This window comes from Stenotrophomonas sp. GD03958 (assembly GCF_029839005.1).
GTDB lineage: Bacteria > Pseudomonadota > Gammaproteobacteria > Xanthomonadales > Xanthomonadaceae > Stenotrophomonas > Stenotrophomonas hibiscicola.
Map to the genome: position 1 here is coordinate 1 of NZ_JAOBZT010000029.1, position 16,109 is coordinate 16,109.

Sequence of the window (16,109 nt, forward strand, 5' to 3'; positions counted from 1 at the left end):
ACCGGCCCGCCCAACAAGCAGAAGGCCAGAGCCGCTCTGGCTCTGGCCTTTGGTGTTGCTCTGGCTTGAAGCCTCTGCGGGTGCAGGGCGCAGCCCTGCCGACCAACCCTCTAATGCAGCAGGGCCGCCACCGCCGCGCGGAACCCATCCTGGGCCTGCCCGGACTCCGGCGCATGATGCAGCTGGCGCACCGCCCGGGCCAAGCGTGCCGCGCCCACGAACCCACAGCTCGCCTGCAACCGGTGCAACTGGCTGCGCAGCTGACGCTCATCATGCTGGTCCACCGCCTGCTCGACCGCGTCACGCACCCCCGGCAGCTCGGCCAGGAACAGTTCGCGCAGGGCGATCAAGTGGTTGCGCTGGCCATTGAGCGCGGCCAGTGCCGCTGTCTCGTCCCAGTCCTGCACCTGCAGCTCGACCGCTGCCGGGGCCGGGGCAACGGAGATCCCCGCCGGGCTGTTCACCAGTGCGCGGCGCACCGCCTTCAGCAACTGGTCGCGGCCCAGCGGCTTGACCAGGGTGTCGCTGAAGCCAGCTTCGCGCAGGCGGGCATGGATGGACGTGTCACCGTCAGCGGTATGTGCCAACGCCGGGGTGTCGGGATGTGAACGGCGCAGTTCGCGCAGCAGCTGCGCGCCATTGCCGTCCGGCAGGTTGACGTCGATCAGCCACAGGTCGTGCGCGCCGGGTTCGGCGCTGGCCAAAGCGCTGGCCAGCGAATCTGCGGTGTCCACATCCGCCGGTAACGTTTCCAACGCCGCCTTGAAAAAACCGCGGCTGATGATGTCGTCCTCGACAAGCAGGAAGCGGGGCCGGCTGGCCCGCGGGGTCATCTGCATCAGGGCTGCCTCCATGTCAGCTGCTGCAATCATCAAGCACGGCGGCGGCGGGCGCAAGCGGGTCCGGACCCTGCCGGTCAGGATCTGCGACAATACGCCCCCATTTTTGCCCGCAGCCTGTTGCCACGTGGCCCGATCCCGCTCCCGCATCGACCGTACCCCGTTCCAGACCGAAATCCTCGACCTCAGCCATGATGGTCGTGGCGTCGCCCGCCGTGAAGGCGAGGGCGGCAAGGTCACCTTCGTCGGCGGCGCCCTGCCGGGTGAGGTGGTGATGGCCGAACAGACGGCCCGCAGCCGCCATTTCGACGAAGCGCGCACTCTGGAAGTTCTGCAGGCCTCGCCGCAGCGCGTGACCCCGAAGTGCCCGCATTTCGGCACCTGCGCCGGCTGCGTGCTGCAGCACCTGGACGAAGACCAGCAGATCGTCGCCAAGCAGCGCGTGCTGATGGACAACCTGGAGCGGATCGGCCATGTGAAGCCGGGCACCGTGCTTGCGCCGCTGGTCGGCGACAGCTGGGGTTACCGTCGCAAGGGCCGCTTCTCCGTGCGCCGGGTCGAGAAGAAGGACAAGACCCTGGTCGGCTTCCGTGAACAGGATCCGCGTTTCGTCGCCGACCTCAGCCAGTGCCTGACCGTGATCCCGGAGATCGGCACCAAGGTCGAGGCGCTGTCCACCTTCATCGAATCGCTCGATGGCAAGCGCGATATTCCGCAGATTGAGTTCATCGCCGGCGACCAGGCCGTGGTCCTGACCGTGCGCCACCTGCAGCCACTCAGCGATGCGGACCGTGCGGCCTGGGCCGCCTTCGGCCAGCAGCATGGCTTCGTGATCTACCTGCAGTCCGGTGGCGTGGACACCGTGCAGCCGCTGGACGGGCAGGGTGTGCCCCTGTCGTTCCGGCTGGCGCCCTGGGATGTGGAACTGGCATTCCGCCCGCTGGACTTCATCCAGGTCAACGCCAAGCTCAACGAAAAGATGATCGCCCATGCCCTGGATCTGCTGGAGCCGGGTGAGGACGAGCGCGTGCTGGACCTGTTCTGCGGCCTGGGCAATTTCACCCTGCCGCTGGCCCGCCGCGTGCGCGAGGTCGTTGGCGTGGAAGGCGATGCCGGCCTCGTCGCGCGCGCCCGTGAGAATGCTGAGCGCAATGGCCTGGCCAACGCCCAGTTCTTCAGCGCCGACCTGACCCAGGACCAGCGCAGCACGGCGTGGATGCGCCAGGGTTTCGACAAGCTGCTGCTGGATCCGCCGCGCTCGGGCGCGATCGAAGTGCTGCAGCAGCTGCCGCTGAAGCAGTTCAAGCGCATTGTCTACGTGAGCTGCCACCCGGGCTCGCTGGCACGCGATGCCGGCTATCTGGTCAACGAACAGGGCTTCACCCTGGTCAGCGCCGGTGCCATGGACATGTTCCCGCACACCGCGCACGTGGAAAGCATCGCGGTATTCGAGAAGCGCTGAGCAGGTGTCATCACCCGTGGCGCATAATTGCGCCATGGGCATCGAAATCGAACGCAAATTCCTGGTCAGCAGCGATGGCTGGCGCACCGCCGCGCATCGGGTGATCCCGATGGCGCAGGGCTACATCAACGACATGGGCGCGCTCGACCGCAGCACCCAGAACGCCTCGGTGCGCGTGCGCATCGAAGGCGACCACGCCGCGCTGAACCTGAAGTCGCGCACCCTCGGCCATACCCGCCAGGAGTTCGACTACCCGATCCCGGTGGAGGACGCGCGCGCACTGCTGGCGCTGTGCGTCGGCGGCCTGATCGACAAGCGCCGCCATCTGGTCGAACACGCCGGCCTGACCTGGGAAGTGGATGAGTTCCTCGGTGACAACGCCGGCCTGGTGGTGGCTGAAGTCGAGCTGGAAAGCGCCGACCAAGCCATCGACCTGCCGGACTGGGTCGGTGCCGAAGTGACCGATGACGCCCGTTACTACAACGTTGCCTTGGCCAGCCGGCCGTATTCAGAGTGGTGAACCCCAAAAAGGGGGACGGAGGGGATTAAGTCGTCTTTACCCCGCCTGTGCAGAAAGCGACTTGATCCCCTCCGTCCCCTTTTATCGAGGAAGGGGGGCCCCATGTGGTGGGGATGAGAATCGACATCTATTCCGACGTGGTCTGCCCCTGGTGCTGGATCGGCAAGCATCGTTTCCAGCAGGGCGTGCAGTTGCTGGGCGAGCACGTGCCTGACCTCGATATCCACTGGCAGCCGTTCCAGCTGGACCCGGATGCGGACGACACCCCGGTGCCGCTGCGCGAGGCCTATTCGCGGAAGTTTGGGGGCGTCGAGCGCACCGAGCAGATCCTCGGCCAGACCCAGACCACCGCGCGCGCGGAGGGGCTTCCGATGGATTTCAACCAGGGCCAGGTGCGGGTGACCACGCTGCCGGCGCACCGAGTGCTGTGGCTGGCCGGCGAGCACGGCGTGCAGGATGCGGTCAGCGAGGCGCTGTTCCGCGCCCACTTCGAACATGGCCAGAACCTGGCCGACAACGCTGTACTGGTGAAGGCCGGCGTGGCTGGCGGCCTGGACGGTGGCGAAATCGCGCAGATGCTGGCCTCGGACCGTGGCTTGGCCGAGGTCGAGGCCAAGCTCGGCCAGGCCCATGCGCTGGGCATTTCCTCCGTGCCGACCTTTGTCATCGACGGGAAGTGGGCGATCTCCGGGGCGCAGCCGCCAGAAGGCTTTGCCAACGCGCTGCGCCAGATCGCGGCCGAACAGGGGCCCCCGGCCGCCCCGGCTGGCGACGACGAGGCCTGCGGCCCGGACGGCTGCAGGGTCTGAGCAGACCGGGGCAGAGCCCCCGCATTTCCCTTTTCCCCTTGACCACTGCGCCTGTCGGCCGGTTCTGCGACAATGCGGCACTGCGCCATGCGGGCGCGCGTTGTGGAGATCAACCATGCTGCTGATCGGCGTTGCCGGCACCGAACTGACCACCCAGGAACGTGACTGGCTGCAGCACGATGCCGTGGCCGGGGTAGTGCTGTTCAAGCGCAACTTCGCCTCGCGCCAGCAGGTAACCGATCTGAGCGCGGCGATCCGCGCCGCTGCGCCGCGCCCGCAGCTGATCTGCGTGGACCAGGAAGGCGGCCGCGTACAGCGCTTCCGCGAAGGTTACAGTGATCTGCCGCCACTGCAGGACATCGGTGCCCTGTACGCCACCGACCCGCAGCAGGCCCTGTCGCTGGCCGAGCAGCACGCCTGGCTGATGGCCAGTGAAGTCCGCGCCAGCGGGCTGGACCTCAGCTTCGCGCCGGTGGTCGATCTTGGCCGCGGCAACCGCGCCATCGGCAACCGCGCCTTCAGTGAAGACCCGCAGGTGGTTGCGGCGTTCACCGCAGCCTATGTGCGCGGCATGCATGCGGTCGGCATGGCCGCCACGCTCAAGCATTTCCCCGGCCACGGCACCGTGCTGGAAGACACCCACGTGGATACCGCGATCGACCCGCGCGCGCTGGACGAGCTGCGCGCGCAGGACCTGGTGCCATTCCAGGCCGGCATCGCCGCCGGTGCCGACGCGGTGATGATGGCGCACGTGATCTACCCGCAGATTGCGCCTGAACCGGCTGGCTATTCGCTGCGCTGGATCCAGGACATCCTGCGTGGCGAGCTCGGCTTCCGCGGCGTGGTGTTCTCCGATGACATCGGCATGGCCGCCTCGCACAGTGCCGGTGGCGTGCCCGCGCGCGTGCACGCACACCTGGACGCCGGCTGCGACGTGGTGCTGGTCTGCCACCCGGAGCTGGTTGATGAAGCCCTGCACGCGGTGCAGGGGCGCTCCCTCAATACTGCTGCGCTGCTGGGCCTGCTCGGCCGCGGCGCGCTTGGCTGGGATGGCCTGCTGGCCGATGCCCGCCATGGCCACACCCAATCCCGTCTGATTGAAACCCTTGGAAGAACCGTCTGATGCCCAACCTCACCATTTCCCAGGCCCTGGCCCAGGCTGACCTGCTGGTCGACCGCCCCACCATCGACAAGGCCATCGCTGGTATCGCCGACGCCATCGCGCGCGATTACAAGGGCGAGGTGCCGCTGTTCCTGTCAATCATGCACGGCGCGCTGCCGTTCGCCGGCCAGCTGGCGCTGGAGCTGGGCGCGCGCGGCCAGGACGTGCAGTTCGATTACCTGCACGCCACCCGTTACCGCGGCGAAACCACCGGCGGCGACCTGGTCTGGAAGCACAAGCCGGCGACCTCGCTGTTCGGCCGCCGCGTGTTGCTGGTCGACGATATCCTGGACGAGGGCTACACCCTGCAGGGCGTGCGCACCTGGTGCCTGGAACAGGGCGCGACCGACGTGCGCATCGCCGCGATGACGGTGAAGAAGCACGACCGCGCGCTGCCGGACGTGACCGCCGACTACGCCGGCATCGAACTGCCGGACCGCTACGTGTTCGGCTTCGGCATGGACGTCAATGAAACCCTGCGCTGCGTGCCGGCCATCTACGCGATGAAGGAATAACGGCGCAGCCGCCCGCGGCGCGTCTTCTTCTGCCGCCGGCATCCTCGGGTGCCGGCGTTGGTCTTTTCATGGAGTGCTTTGAATGCAACAGATCGCCCTGGCCGTGATCGGCGGTACCGGTGTCTACAACCTGGCCAAGCTTGACGACGTGCAGACCCACGAGGTCGACACCCGCTTCGGCCGCCCGTCCGGCCCGGTACGCGTCGGTACGCTGCTTGGACACCGCGTGGCGTTCCTGGCGCGGCATGGCGAGGGCCATTCGCTGCCGCCGCACAAGATCAACTACCGCGCCAACCTGGCCGCACTGCAGCAACTGGGCGCGCAGCGCGTGCTGGCGTTGAACACGGTGGGAGGCATCACCGAACACTTTGGTCCGCGCGTGCTGGCCTGCCCGGATCAGATCATCGACTACACCTGGGGCCGCATCAGCACGATCTGTGAAGAAGAAGGCACCGACGTGGTCCACGTCGATTTCGGCCACCCCTATACGCCGATGCTGCGCAGCAAGATCCTGGCCGCTGCGAAAGTGACCGGTGTCACGGTCCATGACGGCGGCTGCTACGGCGCAACGCAGGGCCCGCGCCTGGAAACCATCGCCGAGATCGCCCGCATGCGCCGCGACGGCTGCGATCTGGTGGGCATGACCGGGATGCCGGAAGCCGCACTGGCACGGGAGCTGGGGCTGGATTACGCCTGCCTGGCGATCATCGCCAACTGGGCTGCCGGCTGTGGCGATGGTGAAGAGATCACGATGGCTGAAGTACTTGCCAACGTGCAGGCCGCCAGCAACGGACTTCCGGAACTGGTAGGTGAATTGGCACGGGGGTGATTGTCTTCGCCGAGCAAGCTTTGCATACTCAGCTTGTGCGCGGGTTCAGCGTACACCACCCATTCATTGCATAAGGTCTCGCATCACCATGCCGAACGGTACCGTCAAGTGGTTCAACGACGCCAAGGGATTTGGCTTCATCTCGCCGGAGGATGGCAGCGCCGACGTGTTCGCGCACTTCTCCGCCATCAACTCCAAGGGCTTCCGCAGCCTGCAGGAAGGCCAGCGTGTCACCTATGACGTGACCCAGGGCCCGAAGGGTGCCCAGGCTTCGAACATCACGCCGGCCGAGTGATCCACTCGACAGTGCGTTGAAAACCCCGCTCCGGCGGGGTTTTTTTTGCGCGGCATGCTCGCGGCCCGTTCGCGATCCACCCACCTCGGGCACAATGCGCCCATGAAGGAACGACTGCGCATCGCCGTGATCGGCTACGGCACCGCTGGACAGGCAGTGTCCATCCTGCTCACCCGTGACGGCCACGAGGTGGAGATCTTCGAACGCGTGCCCACGCCGGGACCGGTTGGCGCCGGCTTCCTGCTGCAGCCCAGCGGCCTGCAGGTACTGTGGCAGATGGGCCTGCTTGATTCCGTGCGTGCACATGCCGCGCCGGTGCACCGCCTGTATGGCGACACGCCGTGCGAGCGCGCGGTGATGGACATGGCCTATGCCGGGCTGGATGCACGCTTGCATGGGCTGGGCATGCAGCGCGGGGCGCTGTTTTCGCTGCTGGACCAGGCCCGCGATGGCGCCGGCCAGCTGCATGTCGGCACCACCATCGTTTCCGTCGACGCCGCACAGGGGCGTTTGCGCGACAGCGAGGGGCGCCAGCACGGACCGTTCGACCTTGTGGTGGCTGCCGATGGTGCAGCTTCAACGCTGCGCGGCGGCGTCGAGCGGGGCATCGCGCTGGACAGGGTTTACCCGTGGGGCGCGCTGTGGTGCCTGCTGCCGGCCGAGGACTGGCCGCACATGAGCGAGCTGCGCCAGCGCTACGTGGCCGCGCGCAAGATGATCGGGCTGCTGCCGGTCGGTACCCGCCCCGGTGATGACACGCCGCGCCTGAGCTTCTTCTGGAGCCTGCCACGCGCCGATTTCGATCGGTGGCAGGCCGAAGGTATGGCGCCCTGGCTGGATGAACTGCATGCGCTGTGGCCGCAGGCCAGTGCGCGCTTCGCCCATCTGCGCGATGCCGGCCAGATGGCGCGCGCCGTTTACCGTGATGCGGTGATGACACGTTGGCACCAAGGCCGCATGGTGCTGGCCGGTGATGCGGCGCATGCGATGAGCCCCCAGCTGGGGCAGGGTGTGAACATGGCGTTGCTCGATGCGCTGGCACTGCGCGATGCCGTGCGCAGCCATGGCGGCAGTGCGGCCGCATTGCAGGCCTACCAAGCGCAGCGGCGCGCGCATGTGGCCGTGTACCAGCGCTGGAGCCGCTGGCTGACGCCACTGTTCCAGTCCGACCGCGACGCTTGGGCGAAAGCGCGTGATGTGCTGCTTGGCCCGATGGGGCGCCTGCCCGGTGGCCGTGGGCATATGCTGCGCATACTCAGTGGCACGCAGCATGGCTGGCTTGGCTCGCTCCAACTGGACCCGGCATTCGTCAACGAACTGGGCACGTCGATGGCAATGCCTCCCAGCAACGCGATCACGGCCAGTGCGTGAGGCGCGTCGTCACGTGAATTAACGGCTGCGTCACTACAGATATGCGAGAAGTGGGTTGCACGCGATTGCGCGTCGCCCGTTTTCCTTTCCGTGATCGACATCGCGCGTGGCCCGGGCGGCGCTGCCGTTGCGGCCTGTTGCGGCCCGGACGCGCCGCCTGTTGTTGAAGAGGAGGACGCCATGTTGTTCGCGGTCGAGGAGCTGGAATCGGAAATCTGCAAGCTGCGTGGTCTGCTGCAGATGCTGCACGAGGACCAGCCCGACGTACTGGAGGACGTGTTCGAGTTCCATGTCGGCAGCCTGATCAGTCATGCGTCGCCGGAGCACCACACGCGCATCCGCACCTGCGCGCAGGAGATGCTGGCGGCGGTCCAGGCCTTGCCGCGGCGGCGTGAAGGGGATACGCCCGAGTTCCAGTTGATGCCGCAGCTGGAGATCCGCCCCGCCTGATTCACGTCACGGGCAGTTCGACCAGGCTGCCCTCGACGCAGGCGACCCTCTGCTCGCCGGGAGCGGGAACAGGCACGATTCCCGCAGTGAACGCAGAGAAGGCCGGCAGGACCGTCATCCCGTCACGCAGCCAGAATACGGGGAAGCGCCGACGCAACGGCGACAGGGCGACCTGCGGATGCAGATGCCCAGCGATCACATGCCGTCCTGCATCGGCCACTGGCTCATGGCGAAGCATGAACGGATGCAGGTGTGCTTCATCGTGGATCTGTACCAGCAGCTGGGCGTGCGGCAGGTGGCGGTCGTGATTTCCGCGCAGGACATGCACGTCCAGCGCCGCGTTGCGTTCGCGCCATGCCAACCATTGCTGGTACCACGCGGCGCGATGCGCCGGTCCATGCAGGATGTCGCCCAGGATCCACAGCTCGCGGCATGCATACCTGTCCAGCAGCGCCTGCAGGCGATTGAGGTCTTCCCCGGTGCCACCACTGGGGAGCGCGATGCCGGCACGGCGGAATACGTCGGCCTTGCCCAAGTGCAGGTCGGCGATCAACAGCGCCTGCCGTGTGGGCCAGTACAGCGCGCGCTCGCCAAGCAGCACAAGCGATTCGCCCGCGCGCAGCAGCAGCAGTTCATCGGCCATGGTGGCGCTCCAGCTGCTTGGCCGCGCGTTGCACGCGGGTACGCCAGTCCTCGTTGCTGAACTGCCCACGCAGGCGTTCGGCCCATAACGGGAAGCCCAGGGGCGTCAGCGACGCCGGGCATTGCACCGACAGCGCCTGCGTGCCGATCCTTGCCAGTACCTGCCGCAAGCCCGGCAGGTCAAGGCTGTCGTGCAGCACTTCGCGTTCGGCCAACGCCAGCAGCAGATGGCCCGAATCGTGCTCGCGCAGTACATCGAAGAGCAGGCCCGCCGACGCCTGCAACTGCCGCAGCGATCGCGGCATGCCACCGGGCAGGCTGGGCACCAGCAGGCCGGCCACACGTGCGATGCCGCGGAACTGGCGCCGCGCCAGCTCGCCCAGGTTCACTGCGGCACGCAGATCATCCAGCAGCTGATCGGGGGTGAACAATGCTCGCCATTGCGCTGCGTCCAGATCGATCGCCTGGGCCGGTGCCAGCACCAGGCCATGGTCGTTCACCGCGTAGCCGATGCTGTTGCGCTGCAGGCGGGTACAGCGCAAGGCCAGCAGGGCGGCCAGCGCCTCATGCACGTGGCGGCCGGCAAAGGGATAGACGAACAGGAACTGGCCTTCGCGACGCCGCACCTGTTCCACCAGCAGGTGGTCCGCGCCGGGAAGCGCCGACAACTGTTGCTGCAGTGCCAGCAAGGGCGACAGCCAGCGGGATTCGGCACTGTTGTCGGCGCCGGACAGTACCCACTCCAGCTCGCGACCGAGTGGCATCGACAGCGGCAACTGGCCTCCCTGCCAGCGTGGCACGACGCCGTCTCCGCGCCCTCGTGCCAACCGCACGAAGGCGGTCATGTCGCGCAGCTGCACCAGCTCCAGCAGGCGCCCGGCGAACTGGAAACGATCGCCACGTCGCAGCCGGCTGGCGAACTGCTCCTCCACGGCGCCCAGGCTGCCGCCGCGCAGGAACTGCACGCGCACGCTGCCATCGCTGCTGATGGTGCCGATCGAAAGCCGATGACGCAGCGCTTGGCGGCGGTCGTGCATGCGGTACCACCCATCGGCATCACGCACGACCTTGTGGAAATCGGGGTACTGGGCCAAGGCCTGCCCGCCCTGCACGATGAACGTGAGCACGGCCTGCCATTGGTCGTTGCCGAGCGACGCGAAGGCATGGGTACGCCGGACCTGTTCCAGCAGCGCAGTGCTGTCGAAGCCGCCCGCCAGCGCACGGCTGACCGCGTGCTGGGCCAGCACATCCAGCGACAGCGTCGGCGGCCTGCGCGCTTCGACCACGCCTTCAGCCAATGCACGGCGCACCGCAGCGTACTCGGCCAGTTCCAGCGCATGGCTGGGCACGCACAGGATGGCGCCGCTGGCACCCGGGCGGTGGCGTGCGCGTCCGGCGCGCTGGCGCAGGCGCGCCACGCCCTTCGGGCTGCCCAGCTGCAGGACCTGTTCTACTTCGGGGAAGTCCACGCCGAGGTCAAGGCTGGAAGTGGCAACCACGCAGCGCAGCGCGCCCGCACGCAGTCCGTCTTCCACCTGCTGGCGCAGGGCCGGATCCAGCGAGCCGTGGTGCAGCGCAAGCGTGTCCAGTTCCTCCGGCCACACCGCGGCCAGCGCCTGATGCCACAGTTCTGCCTGTGCACGGGTGTTGGTGAACAGCAGGCTGCTGCGTGCCTGCATCAGCGCCTCCAGCACGCGTGGCAGCTGTGCCAGGCCCAGATGCCCCGCCCATGGGAAGCGTTCGCCGGGGTCTGGCAGCAGGCTGCGCACGCTGAGTGTGCGCGGCCGTACGCCCTGCACGATCGGTGCTTCCGGTTGACCGGGCAGCAGCACGTCGCGCGCCTCCTGCAGATTGCCCAGCGTGGCCGACAGACCCCACAGCTGCAATGCCGGCCTGGCATCGCGCAACACCGCCAGGTTCAACTGCAGCAGGACGCCGCGCTTGTTGCCCAGCAGTTCGTGCCATTCATCCACCACCACGCAGCGCAGCTGGCGCATGCGCGGCAGCGTGTCGGGATAGCTCAACAACAGCGCCAGCGATTCGGGCGTGGTCACCAGTACGTCGATGCGGCCCTCGCGCGCCTGTCGTCGTTCGCGGTTGCTGGCGTCGCCACTACGCAGGCCGACACGCCATCCCAGCCCCAGCCCATCGACCACGTCCTGCAGTGCGCGTGCGGTATCACTGGCCAACGCGCGCAAGGGCGTCACCCACAGCACCTGCAGTGGGCGCACCGCGCTGGCCCGACGGGGCAAGGGCGGCGGATCGATCATGGCCTGCAGCAGGGGCCCGCCGAACATCGCCAGTGTCTTGCCGCTGCCCGTGGGCGTATGCAGCAACCCGGATTCGCCCGCCAGGTAGTGGCGCCACATTGCGCGCTGGAACGGCAGTGAGCGCCAGCCTCTGGACGCAAACCAGTCTTCCAGCCGGCGCAGCGCCTGGCTGCGGGTCATCGCGCCAGCGCCTTCAGGCTGGCCAGCTGATCGGCCTCGCTGGCGGGCTTGTCGTGGCGCCAGCGCAGGATGCGCGGGAAGCGCACGGCGATGCCGGACTTGTGCCGGCTGCTGCGGTTGACTGCTTCAAAGCCCAGCTCGAACACCTGTTCGGCGCGTACGCTGCGCACCGGCCCGAAGCGCTCGCGGGTGTTGGCGCGGATCCAGCGGTCGAGCGCGAGGATCTCCTTGTCGTCCAGGCCGGAATACGCCTTGGCCACCGGCACCAGCGTGTCGCCGTCCCACACGCCAAAGGTGTAGTCGGTGTACAGCGTGCTGCGTCGGCCGTGCCCGGCCTGTGCGTACAGCAGCACCGCGTCTATCGTGAGTGGATCGACCTTCCATTTCCACCAGTCGCCGCGTCGTCGCCCCGCCTGGTAGGAGGACGTGCGCCGCTTCAGCATCAACCCCTCCACACCGCGTTCGCGCGCCACATCGCGCATCGCCGCGGCCTGCGGCCAGTCGCCGGCGGCAACGTCGGGCGACAGCTGGATGCGCGCATCGCCCAGTGCACCGACGACCTCGGTGAGCCGCGCGCGCCGTTGCTGCAATGGAAGTTCGCGCAGGTCCGCGCCATCGAGTTCCAGCAGGTCGTAGGCGAGCACGCGCACCGGCGTGTTGCGCAGGGTGGCCGCGCCGGGTTTGCGGCGCTGGATGCGGGTCTGCAGCGCGGTGAAGGCACGTGGCAGGTCTGCGGCTTCGTCCCAGGCCAGCAGCTCGCCATCCAGCACGCAGCCATCGGGAAGCGCCATCCCCGCCTGTTCGATTTCGGGGAAGCGACCATCCAGCCGCTCTTCGCCACGTGACCACAAGGCGACCTCGCCGCGCCGGCGCAGCAGCTGCACGCGGATGCCATCCCACTTCCATTCCAGCAGCCAGTCGTCGATCGCACCGAGTCGTTCGGCAGGGCTGCCCTCCAGTGGCGAGGCGAGGAAAAAGGGGTAGGGCTGCTGCCGGTCCAGCGGCAGCTCATCCGGCGACAGCAGCTGGGCCAGCAGCCCGGGCGAGGGCACCCACTCGCCCAGCATGCGCTGGGCGATGCGGGCAATATCCAGGCCGGACCACTCGGCCAGCGCCTGCTGCACCAGCCGCTGCGAGACGCCAACGCGCAGGGCTCCGGTCAGCAGCTTGTTGAACACCAGGCGTTCGCTGCTGCACAGCTGCCGCCAGCCGGCGACGACCGCCGCACGGCGCACCGCCTCGGGTTGGTTGGCCACCGCCAGCAGGTGCTGTTCGATCCATTCGGCCAGGGGGCGGTCAGGCGAGGGGTTTGGTGGGTCGTCCAGCAGCAGGGTCAGCGTTTCGGCCAGGTCACCGACCTGCGCATAGCTGTCGTCCACCAGCCACGGTGGCAACCCTGATTCCTCGGCGATCCAGGCGCGCAGTTCGCCACTGGCGGCGATTTTCCGGCGTGCGCCGCCCACCTTGCCACCACTGAGGAGGTACAGCGCCCACGCCGCATCGTGCGCGCCTGCCTGGCCGAAGTAATCGACCAGCGCCGCTCGCTTGTCCAGCGTGGCAGTGCTGCGGTCCAGGCGTTGGTAGAGCGCTGCGAAGGCTTTCATTCCTCGCTCCCGAAATCGGTACGGAAGGCTTCGGCAGCCACGCCGCGCTCACGCAGGTAGGGAATCAGCGCGTCGGTATTGCCATGGGTGGCGATCACCCGCTGCGCGCCGGTCTGTTCGATCGTCGTCAGCAGTGCTGGCCAATCGGCGTGATCGGAAATGACGAAGCCACGATCGACGTTGCGTCGGCGCCGGTTGCCGCGCAATTGCATCCAGCCCGAGGCGAAGCCCAGCTGGTGGCGCCCGAAGCGGCGCATCCAGGGCGTGCCCGCAGCCGAGGGCGGGGCGAGGATCAACTGGCCGGCGGCATCGGGTTGACGGCCCTGTTCGGCCACGGTGAGCGTCTCCAGCATCGGTACGCCGGCCTGCCGGTACACCGCTACGCCATTGGCGATGGCGCCATGCAGCCAGGCCGGGCGATCATCCAGCGGCCGCAGCTCGGCCAGCACCCGTTGTGCCTTGCCCAGTGCATAGCACAGCAGGATCGCCGCCTCGCCGCGCTGTTCGCATTCGCGGCGCCACGCCACGATCTCCGCAGCGACTGCCGGCGTGTCCGGCCAGCGGTAGATCGGCAGGGCGAAGGTTGCCTCGGTGATGAACGTATCGCAGGGCACCACCTCGAACGGCGCGCAGGTCGGGTCTGGCTGGCGCTTGTAGTCGCCGGAGGCCACCCAGACCTGCCGCCCGTCGTCGATGCGCACCTGCGAGGACCCCAGCACGTGGCCGGCTGGATGCAGTGATACCTGCACCCGGCCCAGGCGGAACGGGGTGCCCTCGGCATGCGCCTGCACCGGCACGTCGCCCAGGCGCCAACGCAGGATCGGCAGGCTGCCGTCGCTGCAGTGGTATTCGCCCATGCCCGGGCGAGCATGGTCACCGTGGCCATGGGTGATGACCGCGCGCGGCACCGGCCGCCAGGGATCGATGTGGAAGTCGCCCGCAGCGCAGTACAGCCCCTCCGGGCGCAACACCACCAGATCGTCATTGCCTGCCATGCCATCACTGTGGCCTGCGGCTCGTGCACGGGGTGAGAACCGGCCTGAACACGGGCTTGGCAGGTCATGCGGCACAATCGGGCCGCACACTTCTTGCCGCCAGGATGGACCGGATGAGTGGACCGAGCTTCAGCAGCAACGCGCCCTACGAAACCCATGTGGTACTGAACCAGCCGCCGCCGTTCGCGGGGCGGCAGTTGTGGACCGACGACGCGGCGCTGATGGAAGCCGTTCAGCGCGAAGGCGCTGGCAGCTTCGCGCCACGATTGGCGGTGTATGGCGCGCTGGCGGGTGATGAGCTGTACCGGGTCGGCTTCGATGCCAACCGCGATCGGCCACGCCTGCGCACGCATGATGCGCAGGGCCATCGCATCGACACGGTGGAGTTCCATCCGGCCTATCACCAGTTGATGGACACGGCCAAATCGCACGGGGTCGCAGGCTTGTCCTGGCATGAGCCGCAGCCCGGCGCGCACGTGGCACGTGCGGTGTTGAGCTACCTGCATCACCAGGCCGAGGCGGGCACCAGTTGCCCATTGACGATGACCCATGCAGCAGTAGCGGTGCTGCGCACGCAGCCGCACCTGGCCGAGTGGGCACGCAAGGCCGCAGCGCCGGTCTATGACCCGCGCGACGTGCCGGTGGCGGACAAGGCCGGCATCACCCTGGGCATGGGCATGACCGAGAAGCAGGGCGGCTCGGATGTACGTGCCAACAGTACCCGCGCCGAACCGATCGATGGCGAGCGCTATCGCCTGGTCGGCCACAAGTGGTTCTTTTCCGCGCCGATGTGCGACGGCTTCCTGGTGCTGGCGCAGGCGCCGGGAGGACTGACCTGCCTGCTGTTGCCGCGCCGCCTGGCCGACGGTGACCGCAATGCGTTCCGCCTGATGCGGTTGAAGGACAAGCTTGGGGATTGGGCCAATGCCTCCAGCGAGGTCGAGTTCTGCGGCGCGCAGGCGTGGCGGGTGGGTGAAGAGGGCCGCGGCGTGGCCACCATCATCGGCATGGTGATGATGACCCGCCTGGACTGCATGCTGGGCGCCGCAGCGGAGATGCGCATGGCGCTGGCGCAGGCGCTGCATCACGCACGGCATCGCCGCACCTTTGGCAAGCTGCTGGTCGAGCACCCGTTGATGACCAACGTGCTGGCTGATCTGGCGATGGAGTCGGAAGCGGCCACGGTGTTGGCGATCCGCATCGCACGCGCGGTGGATCGTGCCGGTGTGGATGCCAATGAAGCCGCGATGGCACGGTTGGGGACGGCACTGGGCAAGTACTGGCTGTGCAAGCGTGCGCCGGCCTTCGTCAATGAAGCGCAGGAATGCCTGGGCGGCGCGGGCTATGTGGAGGAGTCGATGCTGCCGCGCCTGTACCGGCAGGCACCGTTGAATTCGATCTGGGAAGGCAGCGGCAACATCCAGTGTCTGGATGTGCTGCGTGCATTGGCCCGTGAACCGGATGCGATGGCGGCATTGCGCGGCGAGCTGGCGGCGGTGGCCGACCGTGATGCGCGCTACGCAGCGGAATTGCAGCGCTGGGCAGCGGCACCGGCACCGGAGGAATCACAGGCGCGACTGTTCTGCGAGCGCACTGCGCTGTTGTTGCAGGCAGCGCTGCTGCTGCGTGCGCGCAGCCCGATCGCCGAGGCGTTCGTGCGCAGCCGGCTGGAAGGAGAGCACGGGCTGGCATTCGGGACGCTGCCGGCGGGCCTGGAGCTGACCGCGATGCTGGCGCGCGCGCTGCCGTAGGCAATGGCCAACGGCGGTGCCCCTCGTGGCGGGCGGCGCGGAGCCTGCATCGTGAGCGGGCTGCGCGGGTGGGTTGCGCAGGGGGCGCTGCAAGTCCTCCTCCGGGGCCTGGCCCAGCCGCAGGCGGCTGGGCGTTCGGTCGCTTGCGAAGCAGTGCTTCGCAAGCAAGGCGCCCTTACCCATGTAAGCTTGGTCGCCGCTTTCTCGTGTGCGCAGTCCTGCGCACACGGCAAGACCGGGGTTGGCGTCCTGCCCAACCCGCCCGAGGCAAGCCTCGGGCCCATGCGGCTCACGCCCCTGCGCAACCCACCCGCGCGGCCGCGGACAATTTCCGTGGGCGCACACCACGGAATCAACAGCAAAGGCAGGGAGCGAAAAACAGAAAAGCCGCGGCCATGCCGCGGCTTTTCCTGTA

The 16,109-nt window shown here is 68.0% G+C and carries 15 protein-coding genes; 10 read left to right on the top strand and 5 right to left on the bottom strand.

The features are described 5' to 3' along the window. Positions 1 to 110: 110 nt before the first annotated feature. Positions 111 to 839 carry a response regulator gene (locus tag N5C25_RS10510; RefSeq protein WP_031270573.1) on the bottom strand — a complete coding sequence of 243 codons (729 nt, stop codon included), beginning with the start codon at positions 837 to 839 and terminating at the stop codon, positions 111 to 113. Positions 840 to 966: 127 nt separating this feature from the next. On the opposite strand from N5C25_RS10510, the gene rlmD reads away from it, so the two are divergent. The 9 genes from rlmD to N5C25_RS10555 all read left to right on the top strand — a co-directional run bounded on the left by rlmD (position 967) and on the right by N5C25_RS10555 (position 8,252). Then, complete coding sequence (rlmD, locus tag N5C25_RS10515; protein ID WP_058982090.1) at positions 967 to 2,301, top strand: 23S rRNA (uracil(1939)-C(5))-methyltransferase RlmD; 1,335 nt, start codon at positions 967 to 969, stop codon at positions 2,299 to 2,301. Positions 2,302 to 2,335: 34 nt separating this feature from the next. Then, positions 2,336 to 2,821: a CYTH domain-containing protein gene (locus N5C25_RS10520; protein ID WP_279936910.1), complete on the top strand. Its 486-nt coding sequence runs from the start codon at positions 2,336 to 2,338 to the stop codon at positions 2,819 to 2,821. Positions 2,822 to 2,934: 113 nt separating this feature from the next. Further along, the gene (locus N5C25_RS10525) at positions 2,935 to 3,630 is read left to right on the top strand and encodes a DsbA family oxidoreductase (protein ID WP_251103340.1); all 696 of its coding nucleotides are present in this window, start codon (positions 2,935 to 2,937) and stop codon (positions 3,628 to 3,630) included. A gap of 115 nt (positions 3,631 to 3,745) precedes the next feature. Continuing rightward, positions 3,746 to 4,753: a beta-N-acetylhexosaminidase gene (gene nagZ, locus N5C25_RS10530; protein ID WP_058982091.1), complete on the top strand. Its 1,008-nt coding sequence runs from the start codon at positions 3,746 to 3,748 to the stop codon at positions 4,751 to 4,753. Beyond that, positions 4,753 to 5,307 carry a hypoxanthine-guanine phosphoribosyltransferase gene (locus tag N5C25_RS10535; RefSeq protein ID WP_005410592.1) on the top strand — a complete coding sequence of 185 codons (555 nt, stop codon included), beginning with the start codon at positions 4,753 to 4,755 and terminating at the stop codon, positions 5,305 to 5,307. The genes nagZ and N5C25_RS10535 overlap by 1 nt, the downstream gene beginning before the upstream one ends. An 82-nt stretch (positions 5,308 to 5,389) precedes the next feature. Then, positions 5,390 to 6,136, top strand: a complete 747-nt coding sequence (locus N5C25_RS10540) for an S-methyl-5'-thioinosine phosphorylase (RefSeq protein WP_049430529.1) — start codon at positions 5,390 to 5,392, stop codon at positions 6,134 to 6,136. A gap of 88 nt (positions 6,137 to 6,224) precedes the next feature. Continuing rightward, entirely contained in the window at positions 6,225 to 6,431 is a 207-nt protein-coding gene (locus N5C25_RS10545; RefSeq protein WP_005410590.1) for a cold-shock protein, read from the top strand. 102 nt (positions 6,432 to 6,533) lie between these two features. Then, a complete protein-coding gene (locus N5C25_RS10550) occupies positions 6,534 to 7,802 on the top strand; it encodes an NAD(P)/FAD-dependent oxidoreductase (protein WP_111103083.1) in 1,269 nt (422 codons plus the stop codon). A gap of 180 nt (positions 7,803 to 7,982) precedes the next feature. Continuing rightward, positions 7,983 to 8,252, top strand: a complete 270-nt coding sequence (locus N5C25_RS10555; RefSeq protein WP_134732234.1) for a hypothetical protein — start codon at positions 7,983 to 7,985, stop codon at positions 8,250 to 8,252. Between the two features lies 1 nt (position 8,253). Here N5C25_RS10555 and pdeM read toward each other — a convergent pair whose 3' ends face one another. The 4 genes from pdeM to N5C25_RS10575 are packed head-to-tail and all read right to left on the bottom strand — an operon-like array spanning position 8,254 to position 13,943. Continuing rightward, on the bottom strand, positions 8,254 to 8,895 hold the full coding sequence (gene pdeM, locus N5C25_RS10560) for a ligase-associated DNA damage response endonuclease PdeM (RefSeq protein WP_019662156.1): 642 nt from the start codon (positions 8,893 to 8,895) through the stop codon (positions 8,254 to 8,256). Next, positions 8,885 to 11,344: a ligase-associated DNA damage response DEXH box helicase gene (locus tag N5C25_RS10565; RefSeq protein ID WP_279936911.1), complete on the bottom strand. Its 2,460-nt coding sequence runs from the start codon at positions 11,342 to 11,344 to the stop codon at positions 8,885 to 8,887. Before N5C25_RS10565 ends, pdeM begins: the two co-directional genes overlap by 11 nt. Beyond that, positions 11,341 to 12,948: an ATP-dependent DNA ligase gene (locus tag N5C25_RS10570; protein WP_279936912.1), complete on the bottom strand. Its 1,608-nt coding sequence runs from the start codon at positions 12,946 to 12,948 to the stop codon at positions 11,341 to 11,343. The genes N5C25_RS10565 and N5C25_RS10570 overlap by 4 nt, the downstream gene beginning before the upstream one ends. Next, entirely contained in the window at positions 12,945 to 13,943 is a 999-nt protein-coding gene (locus N5C25_RS10575; protein WP_019662153.1) for a ligase-associated DNA damage response exonuclease, read from the bottom strand. The genes N5C25_RS10570 and N5C25_RS10575 overlap by 4 nt, the downstream gene beginning before the upstream one ends. 113 nt (positions 13,944 to 14,056) lie before the next feature. Here N5C25_RS10575 and N5C25_RS10580 point away from each other — a divergent pair, with 113 nt between their 5' ends. Beyond that, positions 14,057 to 15,694 (top strand): acyl-CoA dehydrogenase family protein, encoded by a 1,638-nt coding sequence (locus N5C25_RS10580; protein ID WP_279936913.1) that lies wholly within the window; start codon positions 14,057 to 14,059, stop codon positions 15,692 to 15,694. The last annotated feature ends 415 nt before the right edge of the window (positions 15,695 to 16,109 follow it).